This window comes from Alphaproteobacteria bacterium, from assembly GCA_018662925.1.
Lineage (GTDB): Bacteria > Pseudomonadota > Alphaproteobacteria > 16-39-46 > JABJFC01 > JABJFC01.
This window is the reverse complement of record JABJFC010000085.1, coordinates 1-16,300: the sequence shown is the minus strand read 5'-3', so window position 1 is coordinate 16,300 and position 16,300 is coordinate 1. Positions and strand designations below refer to the sequence as shown.

General features: G+C 42.8%; 13 protein-coding genes and 1 pseudogene. 6 read left to right on the top strand and 8 right to left on the bottom strand.

What is annotated here, in order from left to right; translation table 11 throughout:
* Positions 1–3 precede the first annotated feature (3 nt).
* The 4 genes from HOL16_07370 to HOL16_07355 all read right to left on the bottom strand — a co-directional run bounded on the left by HOL16_07370 (position 4) and on the right by HOL16_07355 (position 2,786).
* Positions 4–306, bottom strand: a complete 303-nt coding sequence (locus HOL16_07370; protein MBT5390499.1) for a YggT family protein — start codon at positions 304–306, stop codon at positions 4–6.
* Positions 307–316: 10 nt separating this feature from the next.
* Complete coding sequence (locus tag HOL16_07365; GenBank protein MBT5390498.1) at positions 317–1,204, bottom strand: polyprenyl synthetase family protein; 888 nt, start codon at positions 1,202–1,204, stop codon at positions 317–319.
* Between the two features lie 9 nt (positions 1,205–1,213).
* Entirely contained in the window at positions 1,214–1,483 is a 270-nt protein-coding gene (locus tag HOL16_07360; protein ID MBT5390497.1) for an exodeoxyribonuclease VII small subunit, read from the bottom strand.
* Positions 1,484–1,658: 175 nt separating this feature from the next.
* Positions 1,659–2,786 (bottom strand): hypothetical protein, encoded by a 1,128-nt coding sequence (locus HOL16_07355; GenBank protein ID MBT5390496.1) that lies wholly within the window; start codon positions 2,784–2,786, stop codon positions 1,659–1,661.
* A 248-nt stretch (positions 2,787–3,034) separates the two neighbouring features.
* Between HOL16_07355 and mutT the strand changes: the two genes are divergently transcribed.
* Positions 3,035–3,475, top strand: coding sequence for an 8-oxo-dGTP diphosphatase MutT (mutT, locus tag HOL16_07350; protein ID MBT5390495.1), 441 nt, complete (start codon positions 3,035–3,037; stop codon positions 3,473–3,475).
* A 64-nt stretch (positions 3,476–3,539) separates the two neighbouring features.
* Here the strand turns inward: mutT and HOL16_07345 are convergent, their stop codons facing one another.
* From HOL16_07345 to HOL16_07335, 3 genes are all read right to left on the bottom strand, one after another.
* On the bottom strand, positions 3,540–4,172 hold the full coding sequence (locus HOL16_07345; protein MBT5390494.1) for an SCO family protein: 633 nt from the start codon (positions 4,170–4,172) through the stop codon (positions 3,540–3,542).
* 375 nt (positions 4,173–4,547) lie between these two features.
* Positions 4,548–5,132, bottom strand: coding sequence for a hypothetical protein (locus tag HOL16_07340; protein ID MBT5390493.1), 585 nt, complete (start codon positions 5,130–5,132; stop codon positions 4,548–4,550).
* Positions 5,133–5,493: 361 nt separating this feature from the next.
* Complete coding sequence (locus HOL16_07335; GenBank protein ID MBT5390492.1) at positions 5,494–5,982, bottom strand: hypothetical protein; 489 nt, start codon at positions 5,980–5,982, stop codon at positions 5,494–5,496.
* A 275-nt stretch (positions 5,983–6,257) separates the two neighbouring features.
* Here HOL16_07335 and HOL16_07330 point away from each other — a divergent pair, with 275 nt between their 5' ends.
* The 5 genes and pseudogenes from HOL16_07330 (at position 6,258) to HOL16_07310 (ending at position 15,498) form a co-directional block, all read left to right on the top strand.
* The gene (locus tag HOL16_07330; protein ID MBT5390491.1) at positions 6,258–7,487 is read left to right on the top strand and encodes a pyridoxal phosphate-dependent aminotransferase; all 1,230 of its coding nucleotides are present in this window, start codon (positions 6,258–6,260) and stop codon (positions 7,485–7,487) included.
* A gap of 14 nt (positions 7,488–7,501) precedes the next feature.
* Complete coding sequence (locus tag HOL16_07325; GenBank protein MBT5390490.1) at positions 7,502–9,277, top strand: aminopeptidase P family protein; 1,776 nt, start codon at positions 7,502–7,504, stop codon at positions 9,275–9,277.
* A gap of 116 nt (positions 9,278–9,393) precedes the next feature.
* Complete coding sequence (locus tag HOL16_07320) at positions 9,394–12,201, top strand: hypothetical protein (GenBank protein MBT5390489.1); 2,808 nt, start codon at positions 9,394–9,396, stop codon at positions 12,199–12,201.
* Complete coding sequence (locus HOL16_07315) at positions 12,202–13,299, top strand: glycoside hydrolase family 3 protein (protein ID MBT5390488.1); 1,098 nt, start codon at positions 12,202–12,204, stop codon at positions 13,297–13,299.
* Positions 13,300–13,363: 64 nt separating this feature from the next.
* A pseudogene (locus HOL16_07310) lies at positions 13,364–15,498 on the top strand (FAD-dependent oxidoreductase).
* On the opposite strand, the gene HOL16_07305 reads toward HOL16_07310, so the two are convergent.
* On the bottom strand, positions 15,482–16,078 hold the full coding sequence (locus HOL16_07305) for a CDP-alcohol phosphatidyltransferase family protein (protein MBT5390487.1): 597 nt from the start codon (positions 16,076–16,078) through the stop codon (positions 15,482–15,484). The pseudogene HOL16_07310 and the gene HOL16_07305 sit on opposite strands and share 17 nt — an antisense overlap.
* Between the last annotated feature and the right edge of the window lie 222 nt (positions 16,079–16,300).

Genomic DNA, 16,300 nt, shown 5'->3' with positions numbered 1-16,300 from the left:
TTTTTATGAAAGAAGGCGGTGCACCAGACCGTTAAGAACAGCTTGTACAAAATAGAGGCCAATAATTACCACTATGGGTGATAGGTCAACGCCCCCCAGGTTGGGTAGAAACCTTCTGACGATTCGAAGTGTGGGATCTGTAATACGGAAGAGAAAGCCCCCTACCAAAAAGACAAACCGATTATTTTTGTTTACGACGTCTAAGGAGATTAAGACGGTCAGAACGGCATAGATAATGATGGCCCAGACATAAAGATTGACGAGCGTGTTAAAGAGAGCGAGGAGAGGGATTAATATAACTTCCATGTAAGAACCTTTATGATCGACGATCTAAGATGAACTGAGCAATTTCCCTTAAAGGATCAGCTTCTGAATCAAAATAGTCAAGATGGGTTATGGCCTGATTTACCAATATGCGAGCTTGTTCCTTGGCTTTATCAATTCCAAGAAGATTTACAAGGGTTGCTTTTCCTAGAACACTGCTGCTTCCAGTTGGTTTTCCGAGCTCTTGTTCAGTGCCAGTTTCATCCAAGAGATCATCAACAATTTGGAAAGCGAGTCCAAAGTCATGGGCATAGGCGTGTAGAGCATGTCTAGATTCTGCAGATGTGTTTGCGAGAATAGCGCCTGATTCACAGCTAAAGGCGAAGAGCTCTCCTGTTTTTAAGCGCAAAAGACGTATAATTGATCCCATATCTAGTTTTTGGTTTTCAGTTGCCAGATCTATCATTTGTCCACCAGACATGCCTTGATAGCCGCTAGCTTTTGCGAGGGCACGTACCAATTCTACACGGACGCGGGGATCAGAATGGGTTTTTTCATCTGCTAAGACTTCAAAAGCCAGTGACTGTAGAGAGTCTCCGGCCAGAATGGCTGTTGATTCACCAAATTGAACATGACAGGAAGGTTTTCCCCTCCGAATGTCGGCGTTATCCATTGCTGGCAGGTCGTCATGGATCAAAGAAAAGCAATGAATCATTTCAACGGCTGCAGCCGTACGTAGAGCAGAGTCCTTGGATACATTAAACATTTCCGAAGTCTTTAATACCAAAAAAGGTCGTAGCCTTTTTCCACCGTCTAGGGTTGCATATTCCATAGCATCGATAAGGCTGGCCTCGATTCCCTCTGCAGGAGGCAAAAGTTCTCGCAGTACTGTATGCACTTCCGCATTGATTTTCTTTAAGTTGTCTTTTAGCGTTTCCATTACATACTCCTAATCGGCCGTAAAGGGCTCTAGTTTAGGATCACCTTGAGGATTAACGGTGGTAATCTTATCAATTTTAAGTCTGGCTTCTTTTAGTTTTAGATCACAGTGCTGTTTCAACATAGAACCCCGTTCATATGAATTGATAGACTCTTCCAGAGAACTTTGGCCTTCTTCCAGGCCACGAACGATAGATTCTAGTTCATGTAGGGCCTTTTCAAAGGAAAGGGCTTTGATTTCAGTGGGTAGAGCTGGACCTTGATTTTTGCTTTCAGACATCAATTCCTCTGCAATTTATATTCATAAATTCGACCACACTCTAAGCCACCTGTGCTTTTGTCGCAAGCTGAAATTTGGTAAATTTTGCTGGGTGTGGCTAGAACTGGCAATGAAGGTAGCAAATTGTCATATTTGTTTAATGTGTCCGAAGTGGACGTGAGGTGTGCAGTTCTTTTCAATCCTTTTTTAATTTTTCACAGATCTCTGCGATTTCTGCGGCGTTATCATGAATGTACTTTTCTGTAATCTCATAAAGTTCACCCATGTTTTTGTCTGAGGCATTGTCGATTTCAGATGTGTTTTCAGTTAGTTCTGGCTCAAGTCTATAGTAGTTTTTATTCTTTCGATTTTCGTCATATATATCATTTAGTACCACATCTGGGTCTTGAACTTCTGCCACTATCATAAACTTAAATAACTTAAAGTCTTCCATCCAGGTGATAGCTCCTGCGTTCAACATTTTCCTGGGATGGAAGTTGAATTTATTTTTCCCAGTTCCTATTGATACGATTAAAAGATTATCCATCTTCGGGTAAAGCTTGTGTGCTTCAGAAATGACTTGTATAGTAGGATTATTAACAACTATACCAGCATCCATAATTATTTTTTCTTCTCCTAGAGAATTCTTTAAAATTTGGGGAGAAAAAAAGATGGGAGCTGCAGTTACAGCTGTGGCCAGATCTTTTGAGAGATAGTTTTGAGACGGGTCTTCCTTAGCCCTTTCAGATTGAAAAAAATGTGGTCTTGCATTATTCAAATCAATTGATAAGAGGATAATGGGTGATATTGCTTCTTTGAGTTCTGCTTTTTTTAAATATTCGTTAGCCATTTTCCCAATGCCTTTGGAGCTATGTTTTGGAGAAAAATATCCCCAGCCTGATTTTAATCTTTGCCAAAATGTATTTTGGAAAACATCTTTCATGTGTTTGCGATAAATGGCTGTTAGTTCTTTGGCTGTGTATTTGCTATTTCCGTTTTCACCTGGGGTTGACAGAAAAAGCGTTTGAAGAGCACCCGTTGAGGTGCCACCCATAACATCAAATATTTTAGCAATGGGCTTCCCCGTGCATTTTTCAAATTCCTGCAAGATTCGAGCGGAAATAATTCCCTTAACACCGCCCCCATCTAAGGAAAGGATTTTGACTGATTTTTTGTTGAAGTCCCGGGGTGGGTTTAAAGTACTTGAAACCTCTTTTGTTGGCACACCAGAAGATGGTTCAAAGATTCCTTTGACAAAATCAGAGGATTCTACCGAAACCAAAGTCAAAAGAGACATGACGCTTTTAATGATCGAGTTCAACAATGAAGGCCTCCCCTCATAAATAAAACCTGAGTTCTCCCCAAGCAAATAAATAAGTGTTATTAAAATTATTAGTCACACTGCTCTATTGTAAAATAATAATAATATTAAGTATACTTTTTTATATCTAAGTTATTGATTAGTATTGACTTTCTGCTTCGTTAAAAAGGTCAGTTTTTGCAGTATAGCAGCATAAGCTTCACTTAGTACGAGAATTACTCTAATATTCATCACAAGTGAGGATCAAAGTTATGAGTAAACCTGTGCGCGACGCTTCTCTGGAACCAAAAAAGCACCTACGACTTGCGACAGCAGGCGTCCTAATCAATGAAATCGGTCAGGTTCTTATTGCACAACGGCCGGAGGGCAAGTTTATGGAGGGCTTTTGGGAGTTTCCCGGCGGCAAACTGGAACCAAAGGAAACCCCAGAAGACGCAATGATTCGTGAGTTCCAGGAGGAAATTGGGATTTTTGTTGAGTCCAATGATTTAAGGCCTTTCACGTTTATTTCTCATGACTACCAGGATTTTCATGTGCTGGTGACTATTTACGTATGCTCAAAATGGCAAGGGGGTCCCACGGGACATGATGGCCAGCGTTTAGAGTGGGTATTTCCAACGGAAATTGAAAGCTATAAGTTCTTGCCGGCCAATGCGGAAGTGGTAGAGGAACTAAAGAAGTTAGACTTATAAAAGTGGTAGAGGAACTAAAGAAGTTAGACTTATAAAAGTGGTAGAGGGGCTAAAGAAGCTACAATTATAATTGCTCTTTTATGATTTTTACCATTTCCTCGGGGGGTGTCGCATGGGTGAAGTGCGAAACATAGTTTCCCTCTGGGTCCATAATGTAAACAATGGAAGAATGATCCAATAGGTAGTCGTCCATCCCTTCTTCTTCAAATTTTGAGGCATAGACTTTATAGGCAGAAATGGCTGTTTGGACCTGCTTTGTACTTCCCGTGAGTGACATAAATCTGGGATGAAAGTTTTGCATATAGATTTTAAGTTGGGATGAAGTATCTCTGTTAGGGTCGACCGTGATGAAAATGGGTTGTATTTTGTTTGCCGTTTCAGGCCCCAGTTCCTTTTCCAGCATGTCTAAGGCAACGGTCATGGCGTGGAGGCCCGTAGGACAAATATCGGGGCAGTAACTATATCCAAAATAGATGAGGCTTAGCTTATTTTTTAGGATATCGTCGGTCTGTTGATGTCCATTTTGGTCGATTAAGGTAAAGGCTCCTCCAATAGCGGCGGCTCCAGAACCTTCTTTATGAATCACAAGGGGTTCTTCATTTGTAGAGTCATGAAAGACCCAATAGGAAGTGAGAACGACCAGGATAAGGGCAGCGATAAAAGCAAAAGATGCAAAGAAATGTTTTGGTAAATTCATGAAGTGATTCCTCTAATGTTCTATATGCTCAGGTTTTTCAGTTCGTAATTGCTATGCTGGATAGCATAAAGAGGCTGTTTTGAAAAGATAGAACGAGGTATATACGGACAAACAACAGCAAGAAAGGCGGATGCCTCTTCGCTTACGCTACAACGTCTTCCCGGCCATTAGGGATTTGGAGGGTAACTGTATGAGAAATATTGATTCATCACGTCGTAGCGGAGCGAAGACGGATAAGCGCCGGATCCATAAAACTGATGCCAGATAAGATTCAAAATCACATCGTAGCGCCCCCTCACGTCGTAGCATCGCGAAGTATGAACTTGTCCCGTCACGCCGTAGCGGGGCGAAGACGGAAGCGCAAAGCGATTTTAGTTAGCCTTTATTAAACTCGCAGAATCCAACCTCTCCTGATTGCCCTTTAAAATGGTGACCATGAAATTTTAAACCACCAGGTGCTCCAGCGTGCCATGTTCCAGAATGTGGTTCACAACAACTTTTTAAGACACCACCCGTAACACCAGTATCAGCTTCCCTATTAGCAAAGTAGTAGCAGCGCATTCCATCATCACCTGCTCGTTCTGTGAGCTGCTTATCTAGTCCTGTCATCCAAATCGTGTCACCTTTGTGCATTCTAAGGTAACGTTTTGCTTGCTTGCGTTTAACGGAAGTTTTACTATCTTCATCTAAATAGAACTCGTTGTAAGGTTCCGTAAAATCAGGTGCGCTCACAACCTTATGTTCTATGCCTTTACAATGTGGAGCCTTATGCAAGTTTTTTGATACACATTTCTTATACAGCCCTTTGCTGCTTTCTACACTTGCCTCATGCACGCCTTTGCCAATTACTTTTTTGGCCACGTCTTTTTTGCCATCTTCCTTGGCCTCTACATATTCACAATAAACTAACCCGAACATCCCCAAAACTAAGGAATATATTAAACATTTACCTTTAAGCATTTTCGCCTCCTGCTAATTTTCTATCCTGTCTTTGATTCTACAGTATTTTTGTAGTTCAGTCGAATTATTCAGAGAATTCTTTAAAAAGCATGTTTTACCTTCTGATAATGAAAAATTTTCCCTGAATTAATTTTAGCAGAATGGAATTTGGAGTGTTTCCGTTGTGAGAATTACATCTTAGACCAGAATCACCATTTGATTTTTATGGGTGTTGGCGAAAATAAGAAAGGCTCCTATTTTCGATTTTTACTAAAAACGAAAATAGGAGACAAGAGGCCTGTGAAAAGAGGTCATAACAATCACGCCATAGCGCCCCGTCACGTCGTAGCATTGCGAAGACGGAAGCGCAAAGCGATTTTAGTTAGTCCTTAAAGTCACAGTATCCAACGTCCGTAGCACGCGGCATAGGAGAAGGCATAAATTTTAAACCACCTGGTGGTTTATCGTGCCACGTTCCATAATGTTTACAACACGATTTGAATATATGATCTTTACCAGCAACAGCAGCATGATAGTAGCAATCTGTTTGCTTCCTGGTTAGTTGTTTCTCAAATTCTGTACCCCAAGCGTATTCACCCTCCTTTGTGTCTTCTAATGCCTTACTGAGGGATACTGGCGGCTTACTATCATCCTCTATGTAAACTTCTGCATAAGGTGTCGCAAAATGAGGTGCATTATATACGAGACTGTGAGCAACACCAGCACATGCAGGGACCTTCTCCATATCAGTTTTTACACACTTCTTATACTGACGAATGTTATGCGCCTTTCTTGCCTCTGCATATTCACTATATACAAACCCAAACATCCCCAAAATTAAGGAATATACTAAACATCTACACTTAACCATTTTCGCCTCCTGCTAATTTTCTATCCTGCCTTTGATTCTACAGTATTTTTGTAGTTCAGTCGAATTATTCAGAGAATTCTTTAAAAAGCATGTTTTTACCTTCTGATAATGAAAAATTTTCCCGGAATTGATTTTAGCAGAATGAAATTTGGAGGTGCTACGCTGTCTAGAATTATATTTCACCTCAGAAACTCCAGCTGATTTTCCATTTGGGTTCTTGTTAATGGCCTCAAAAATCTATAGATTGTACGGGGCTACAATAGTGGAGGACAAGAATGGGTTTTATTGCAGATCGTGTTCATATGATCAAACCATCTCCTACTCTGGAGATTGCTGCTAAGGCAGCAAAGTTAAGAGCGGAAGGTCGAAACGTTATAGGATTGGGGGCTGGGGAGCCAGATTTCGATACGCCTGCCCCAATCAGAGAAAAGGCTATTCAGGCCATTAAGGACGGGAAAACCCGATATACTCAGGTAGATGGGACCCCTGAACTCAAAAAAGCTATTTGTGCAAAATTAGCGCGAGAGAATAGCCTGGAATATACGCCGGACCAAATTCTTGTTTCCTGTGGGGCCAAGCAAGTTCTTTTTAATGCGCTTCTGGCAACTATTAATCCGGATGATGAAGTTATTATTCCGGCCCCTTATTGGGTGTCATATCCAGATATGGTGATTGTCGCAGGCGGCACACCAAAAATAGCCCCTTGTGCTCGGGAAGATGATTTTAAATTAACGCCTAAGGTTTTGGAAAAGGCCATCACCCCCAAGACGAAGTGGCTTATCTTAAATTCACCCTCTAATCCCACGGGCGGTGTTTATTCGAAAGAAGAGCTTCTTGCTTTGGCAAAAGTACTTATGGCCTATCCTCATGTTCATGTTCTTTCCGACGATATTTACGAGCATATTTTGTACGATGATATGGTTTTCCATTCCTTGGCGACTCTTAATCCAAAACTCAAGGATCGTATACTAGTCGTGAATGGGGTCTCAAAGGGATATGCCATGACAGGTTGGCGCATTGGGTATGGTGCCGGCCATCCAGATCTTATAAAGGCCATGAAGAAACTGCAATCCCAGAGCACCTCGAATCCGTGTTCTATTAGTCAGATGGCGGCAATCGAAGCTTTAGATGGTCCACAGGATTTTATGGAGGAAAGGAATAGGATTTTCAAAGACCGGCGCGATTTAGTCGTTAAGATTTTTAACGAAACCCCGGGCCTGATTTGCCAAGTTTCCAAAGGTGCTTTTTATGTTTATCCTTCATGTGAAGGCATCATGGGGGCCAAGACTCCAGAGGGTAAAATTTTGAATTCAGATACCGACTTTGCTGACTATCTTTTGGACAGTGCCGATGTAGCCGTCGTCCCGGGTGTTGCTTTTGGATTATCTCCTTACTTAAGGGTTTCTTACGCTCTGGATACCAAACTTTTGGAGACCGCATGCCAACGTATTAAAACGGCCTGTGAAAAATTAGGGCTTCCATCCTCACGAATGGCCTCTCTATAGGATGCTGAAATAGAATGACAAAGGCCAACAATCTCAACCTCTTTCGGGAAGAGTTGAAAAAACAAGAGCTCGACGGGTTTATAGTGCCCCATGGGGATGAGTATCAGAATGAATATTTGCCTGAATTTTCTGAGCGTCTTGCCTTTTTAACGGGATTCACCGGCTCTGCAGGGACCGCAATTGTTTTCTCTGATAAAGGCGCTCTGTTTGTGGATGGGCGTTATACAATCCAGGCGAAGGAACAGGTAGATCCAAAAAGGTTGAGTATCTACCAGTTTTTCGTTGAGGGATCGCCGAGGCAGTATCTTTCTGCGAATCTCAAAGCGGGCATGAAAGTAGGATATGATCCAACTCTTCATTTGGAGTCTGAGCTAAAAGACTTTCGTGATGTTTGCAAACAAGCCTCAGCAGAACTTGTTCCATGTCAAAATAACCCTCTGGATGATGTATGGCACAAGCGTCCACCATTGCCGGATTCCAAGGTTGTGCTGCACCCCTTAAAATATGCTGGGCTCTCCTCCATGGAAAAGCGTCTGACCATTTGTAAGAAGCTAGGGGCAGATGCGGCCATAATTTCAGATGTTCCTTCCATGAATTGGCTTTTAAATATTCGTGGCAGTGATTTGCAATATACGCCCCTTGCCCTGGGATTTGCCGTCCTAAATGGAGATGCCTCTGTGGATGTATTTCTTTCAAAAGGTCGTTTGAGCAAGGAGATCCAAGACAACCTAGAGCATGTTCGCTTTCATGATCCGCACGCTTTTGACCCCGCGCTCAAAGCCATGGGGGCAGAAAAGTTGATGGTGCGGCTAGATCCAGAGGTTTGTACGGTTGGTGTTATTGAGACTTTGAAATCTGCAGGTGCTAGCATTTTAAGAAAACAAGATCCGTGCCTTTTGCCCAAGGCTTGCAAAAACAATGTTGAAGCCGAGGGTATGCGTCAGGCCCACATACGGGATGGGGTTGCTTTGACCGAGTTCTTGGCCTGGTTCTCACGTGCCTCTCTCGTTGGTGATTTGACTGAATTGTCAGCAGCGGAAAGGCTTTTAGAATATCGTGAAAAACAGGATTTATTCAAAGGGCTAAGTTTTAACACTATTTCGGCCATGGGTCCCAGTGGTGCCATTATCCACTATGCTCCTAGCAAAAAAAGCGACCGGACCATTGAGCCAAATGGTCTTTATTTACTGGATTCAGGGGCTCAATATTTGGATGGGACGACAGATGTTACGCGTACGGTAGCTGTTGGAAAATCTTCTGAGGAGCAAAGGGAACGTTTTACCCGAGTTTTAAAAGGTCATATCGCCATTGCAAGCGCGCGGTTTCCAAAAGGAACAACCGGGGGACAGTTAGATGCCTTGGCGCGCGCGCCTTTATGGGAAGTGGGTTTAGACTATGGCCATGGAACGGGACATGGGGTTGGAAGTTACTTGAATGTCCACGAGGGGCCTCAATGCATTTCTCCCAGACGATTTGGAGCGCCATTGTGTCCAGGAATGATTCTTTCCAATGAGCCAGGGTACTATAAGGAAGGAGAGTATGGGATCCGCCTTGAAAGCCTTACCGTTGTGACTCCTTGTCAAGAGCGCCAGACAGATGGACAGGAATTGTTACAGTTCGAGACACTTACCATGGCGCCCATTGATGTAAATCTGATTGAAAAGGCAATGCTCAATAACAATGAAAAAAAGTGGCTAAACAGCTATCACAAAAAAGTCAAAGAAACCCTTAGCCCTCTGGTGAATAAAGAAACAGCTAAGTGGCTAGAAAAGGCGACAGAGGAAATATAAAACATTCTTGTTTTGCGGGTCGAAAAAGCTTGAATGTACAAGGAATTAAAATATATATAGAGGCTATAGGGCATTTATCCCGAATGTTCGGATAGCGTAGTAGGTTGGTTCGTTAGGTGAAGCAAAAGTACTTAAAACTTTCTTTTTTTATCCTACGTTTTCTGGCTGCTATTCTTCTCGTATGTACCGCTTTTGCGGTTCTTTTGGTTGGTCGTTTGGCATGGGGACCTCTTGATTTAAGTTATTTTGCGCCTGCTATAGAACAGTCGCTTCAGTCAAAAATTAATCCTTATAATCTTTCTGTTAGTGGCATAACGTTGACTTATGCTGACTATGAACATCCCGTAAATATTCATCTTGAAGAGGTCCATGTAAAAGAAGAAACTGAAACCGTCTTACATATTCCAAACATGACTGTTTCTCTAAACTTTTTCAAAATTTTTGTGGGACAGATAGATGCGGAAGAAGTTGAGATTCTCCGTCCTTCTATTCGCTTAAAATACCAAAAGGGTGCCGTAGAGATTGATTCCCAGTATTCGTTTGAAGATATTTATCCACTTGTCATAAAAACGTTGAATATTTTTACGGTTTTAAATCTGCGTCAAGGGACTCTTGATTTATATGATGATGAGTTAGGAGAGCTTCAGGTAAAGAATTTTCAGGTTTCCTTGTACAAATCGGATTCAAGGTCTTCCAATATAGGCTTCGACATAAAGGGAAATGACGGGAAAATAGATAGCCCAAATCATTTTGCCAGACCTCAGACATTAGATCTGTTTGGCGGAAGTGGTCTCATATCCCCAGAAAAAATTACCATAGATAGCTTTTCTATTTCTCTTTCTGGCGTGCAGATTCTTTTGGAGGGAAGCCTTGACTGGAAATATTCTTCTCTTCATCAAGAGCCAATGTTTTCTTTGAATGCAGATGTATCGCTTAAGGACGTGCCAGTGAATGATCTTGAGTCATTATGGCCCAAGCAGTTGGGTCGAAATGCTAGGGAGTGGGTGACAGAGAACCTCTCTAAAGGGATTATTCCCTCTGCACATGTGCACCTCCAGGGCGCTGTGGAGGATTTGACTCTATCCGGTGGGATACAATTCAAAGGAACTACGGTCAGCTATATTAAGGGCATGCCTCCAGTGGAAAATGTCGATGGGGTTTGCGATTTCACCCATGAGCAATTCAAGATTCATGCTACATCGGGAGATGTAAGTGGATTACATGTTACAGGGGGAGAAATCCTTTTGACAGATCTTTCAGAAGAAGATCAAGATGCAGATATCACGCTGGATATAGAGGGGCCCTTAAAGAAGGTGCTTAAGTTTATTAATCACGATCCCTTAAATTATGTAGACAAACTGGGCCTCAAAACAGACGCTTTTGAAGGCGACGCAAATGCATCTCTTAATTTAAGATTCCCACTTCTCCAAAAGTTGTCCTTGGGCGATATTAAGCTTCATGCGCAAGCAAAACTTTTAGAGGCAAGTTACCAAATTTCCATCCAGAATAAGGACCATAAATTTACAAGCCAAAGTCTGGATTTAGATGTCACCACTGAACGCCTGCTATTGACTGGAGATGGAAATATAAATAATGCGGCGGTTTCTTTATCGTGGGAAGAGGTTTTTTCGTCGGATTCGCCATTCACAACACAACTTAAACTTTCGGGCCGAATATCACATAGGGATTTTGCAGAATTTGGTGTGAATTTAAGTCCCTATATTGAAGGGATGATGGGGGCTGAAGTTTCTTATATCAAGACAAGCCCCGACGCTGCGAGTATAAATGCGAAACTCGATCTTATGCGAAGCCGCGTGAATATTGAGCCATTGGTTTGGGAAAAGTCTATTGGGATCCCAGGAGAAGCTGAAATTGAAGTGACTCTGAAACAGGGGGGATTCTCAGCGTTACCACGCTTTGTGCTTTCAGGAGGAGGCGCAACGATTCAAGGAAAAGCTTTTTTTGATGAGGCGTCAAAGCTTGATTCAGCAAGCTTTATCTTTTTGAAAGCGGGTGCTGGCGAATTAAACGGTGCGCTCAAGAAAGAATCAGATGGCCAGTATACTATTTCCTGTAAGGGGGACTTGCTTAATCTGGGTCCTTTTATGGAAGGGGAGGGCGAATCCGATATGTTTGCCTCCATGAGGGTGACACTTGACGTTCAAAAGCTTCAGTTTGGAGGGGAGGGGGCATTAGGTTCAGTCAAAGGGTTGGCTGTGCGATCCAAGGGTTATTGGACACAAGTTGACTTGTTTGGCCTGCTTCCCGATGCAGAAACATCCAAACCTGCAAAATTTGAGATTAAGTTTTTGCCGACGAAGAAAGAGGACGGACAAACGCTTACCATCAATGCAGACGATGGAGGTGCTTTTTTGAGTGCTTTGAATTTTACAGATTCCGTGGTTGGGGGAACCTTAGAGGTAAAAGGTGAAAGACACTCAGTTGACTACAAGACTCCTTTGACAGGGACTATACAACTGGAAGACTTTAAAGTCGTTGATGAGCCAATTTTGGCAAAAGTATTATCCATGGTATCCCTCAGCGGATTGCTGAATATCCTTACGGGCAGTGGCGTTCCATTCTCAATGTCTGAGATTACTTTTGAGGCACAGGAAGATGTTTTTAAGATAAGTGAAGGCTATGCCAAGGGATCGTCCATTGGCATAACACTCGCTGGTACAATCGATCGAAAAACTGATCAGTTGAAGCTCTCTGGAAGTGTTGCGCCTGCCTATATGTTTAGTGCCTTGGTAAAGAAGATCCCCCTTATAGGCCCCATTTTGACCGGTGGAGAAGGGGAGGGCTTTTTGGGCTTTAATTATGCTATAGGTGGGGAAAAAGGAGATCCTAGTGTTTCCGTGAATCCTCTTTCTGTTCTTGCCCCCGGTATTTTCAAAAAAGTCTTTGATGGGGGTGATGAATAAGTGAGTAAAATAATTTCAGAAGATACTCTTACACGAAAAATCGGCCAAAAAATTCTGGTAGGGTTCTGTGGAACGTCCTTGAGTGATCCCTGGGTTCAAGAAGTTTATCAACAGGCCGAACAAGGCCTTATTGGTGGTGTGATTCTCTTTGGGAGGAATATAGAATCACCTGCTCAGCTTAAGGAGTTGGCAAACGGTTTTCGAAAGCTTGAAACCGTTTTGCCTCTATTTGTTTCCGTTGATCAAGAAGGTGGAAAAGTGCAGCGTCTATATCCCCGTAGTGGATTTATGGATAGGGATGATCAGGGAGCCGGGGCATTTGTTTCGTTTAAATCTCCTAAAGCGGTGGAATCTGACTGCAAATCTTTTGATGAAGCCAAAAAATACTACAGCTCTTTTGCCCAGTATGTGGCAAATTTTGGCTTTAACCTAAACTTTTCTCCCGTTGTGGATTTGGACCCCCTAAGTGGCCCCATGTGTCCTATCATTGGAGAAATTGAGAGAAGTTTTGGAAGTGATGTAAAGACTGTTGAAAAATATGCCAAAGCCTTTATAGAAGCTCACCATGGAGCAGGAGTGCTGACATCCTTAAAACATTTCCCCGGTCATGGAACAGCAAAGGGCGATACCCATGAGGGGCTTATTGATGTGACCCAAACTTGGCAAGAAAGAGAACTGGAACCTTTCAAAAGCTTAATCCAGAAAAACATGGTTGATATGATCATGACAGCCCATCTTGTAAATGCCCACTGGGACAAAGCCCTTCCCGCCACCCTTTCACCACACGTGATTCAAGATATTCTGAGAAAGCAACTTAAGTATGATGGTGTGGTGATAACGGATGACCTTCATATGGGGGCTATATACGATAATTTTGGCACTCAAGAGGCCACCATCCGTGCCATAAAGGCTGGTAATGATATTCTGATTTTTTCCAATAATCCTTTGGCGGCTTTAAAGGGTAGCGTTGAAGCTGACGTGAGTTTGCCCCACCGAATCATTGAAATGGTGAAGGAATCTGTCTCAAGAGGAGATATCTCTGAGGAAGAGATTGATCACTCTTATGAGAGAATCGTGAAGATAAAGAGTCGATTGTAGTCAGTACTCAAGATCTCCCTTTTGTGTTAAAATGAGCCATAAGCACGAAAAATGCAGGGGGTCTATGTCAAGAATTAAAGCCAGTTTCTTTAAGAAATATCTGCCTATTTCAATTCTTTTGATGGGATTGCTGAGTTTCTTTGCATTGGGGGGCGAAGAGTATCTGAGTCTATCTGCTCTTCAAGCCCACAGAGCGTTCCTCGTACAATGGACAGAGGTCCATTATTTTTTGGCCGTTTTAGTTTTTATGCTCACCTATATCTTAGCCGTCTCCTTTTCCTTGCCTGGTGCCTCAATTCTGACAATCACGGGAGGATTTCTGTTCGGAGTCTATTGGGGAACTTTCTATGTGGTCTTAAGTGCTACGGCGGGTGCGATCGTATTATTTTTGGCGGCAAGAAGTGCTTTTGGAGATATTCTAAAGCGAAAAGCAGGCGGGCTCATCAAAAATATGGAACGCGGGTTTCAGAAAAACGCCTGGTCCTATTTAATGACTGTGCGCCTTATTCCTATCTTTCCTTTTTGGGTCGTAAATATTGCTGCAGCGATGCTAAATATTCGCTTTTCTATCTACGTTGTTGCTACATTCTTAGGAATCATTCCTGGGACGGCTGTCTATGCCTTAGTTGGCGATGGTATCGGGGGTGCCCTGGAAATGGAGCCTTCTAGCACAGTACAGATATTATATGAGCCCAAGGTCTTATTTGCTTTGGGAGGATTGGCTTTGCTGTCTCTTTTACCCATTGCGTACAATTATCTGAAAGGCAGGAGAGGATGAGCAATATTATTGAGGCAGACCTTTGTGTAATTGGGGCCGGATCCGGAGGACTTTCCGTTGCAGCAGGGGCTGCCCAAATGGGAGCTTCGGTCGTATTGATCGAAAAAGGGAAAATGGGAGGAGATTGTCTCAACTACGGCTGTGTTCCTTCTAAGGCTTTGCTGTCGGCGGCCCATATCATGAGCGAAATTAAAAAAGGGAAAGAACTTGGGATCAACGTAGAGAAGGTAACCGTAGACTATAAAAAAGTTTGGGAACATGTTCATTCTGTTATCCAATCCATAGCCCCGAAGGATTCAGTCGAAAGATTTGAAGGCTTGGGGGTGAAAGTCATCGAGGGTGGTGCTCAATTCGAAAATGAGAGGGAAGTTAAAGTAGGCAAGCAAATCATTAGAGCGCGGCGATTTGTCATTGCAACAGGCTCTTCTCCCATGGTCCCGCCTATTCCTGGCTTGGATAAAGTATCCTACCATACCAACGAGACAATTTTTGATTTGAAAGAATTGCCTAAAGACCTGTTGGTTATTGGAGGAGGCCCCATAGGGTGTGAGCTTTCTCAGGCATTTTTACGTTTTGGAAGCAAAGTGTGTATCCTTTCGGCCCTACCAATACTGGATAAAGATGATCCAAAGTTGACTCAAGTTATTAGAGTACGGCTTTTGGAAGAAGGGGCTGATATAAGAGAAGAAATTCGTATTCTTAATGTGGCAAAAGGTAATGCAGGCTATATCATTCAAATAGATGATGGGGGAGAACGCAAGCAAATTAAGGGCAGCCATCTATTGGTAGCGGCGGGTCGGACGCCCAATGTGAATGGGCTTGATCTTGAAAAAGCAGGCATAGAGTATACACCCCAGGGAATTGGGGTGGATAAAAGACTAAGGACCAGTAACAAGCGTGTCTTTGCTATCGGTGATGTTGTCGGACCCTATCAATTTACACACTTTGCAAATTATCATGCAGGTGTGGTGCTGAGAAATGCCCTGTTCCGATTGCCGGCAACTGTGAACTATGATGCCATTCCTTGGGTGACCTACACAGATCCTGAATTGGCTCATGTGGGTTTAAGTGAGCAGCAAGCAAAAGCAAAACATGCCGATGTCAGGATTTTAGAGCAAAGCTTTGAAGAAAATGATCGTGCTCAGGCGGAACGAGAAATTGATGGGCGTATAAAAGTGCTTACCACAAAGCGAGGCCGAGTTCTTGGTGCCACGATTGTAAGCCGCCATGCAGGTGAACTTATTCTCCCTTGGTGTCTTATGGTGTCTAGAAAAATGAAAATAGGCCATATGGCTAGCTTGATTGCGCCTTATCCGACACGAGGAGAAATCTCTAAAATAGTGGCGGGATCTTATTTCAAACCCATGTTGTTTTCAGAACGTACCAAGTGGATTGTAAAAATGCTTAATCGGCTGTTTTAGAAGCTTTCCAAAAACAAAAGACGTGAATAAAAGCCGTCAAAATGACCAGGCTTGAAAAAATCCAGGCCAGAGTGGAAAACCATTCTGGGTAGAGCAGCATGAGGATAAAAAAAGCAAAAGCCTCGACGCGTTCCATGATGCCCTGGCTATAGAAAAAGCCCTTATTACTTGTGTTCTCAGAAAAGATACCCACCACCAGAAAGGCTGTGACACACAATAGAATACTTCCCAACATCCAGAACGCTGGGATGGCTCTGGAAATGGGGTCCACATACAGAAGGGAAAAGATAACGACCAGCTCTACGATGCGATCTGCTGTGATATCAAATACGGATCCTGTGGGTGAAGTATCCCCCTTAAGGCGTGCGATGGTGCCATCTAGGGTGTCAAAGTATCCTGAGAGAAGTAGAATGAAGCAAGCCGCCCCATATTGCTGAAAATAGACGGCGGGGAAAACGGCAATTCCGCAGAGACAGGCAACGAATGTAACAAAATTGGGAGACAGGAAATTGCTGACTTTCTTCGCAACCGGGTCAACGAAAGCCTTCTGGTATCGTGGCCTTAAATAGGATTCTATCATGAAGTCTCTCTATGATTTCATTGTCTGCTATTGCTAGCACTGAACGGTGCCGAACTGAAGCAATAAAACCATTTTATGAAGAATTGGGCGCCTCTATTAACCTCTAGACATGACGTAAACATCTGATATAAAGAGATAGTTGGTTATTTTTGGAGGGTTTATAAATGTCACAGCCAGGATTTTTTGATGTTGAGAATAGATTGGAAGCGCTATCTGAGTTTG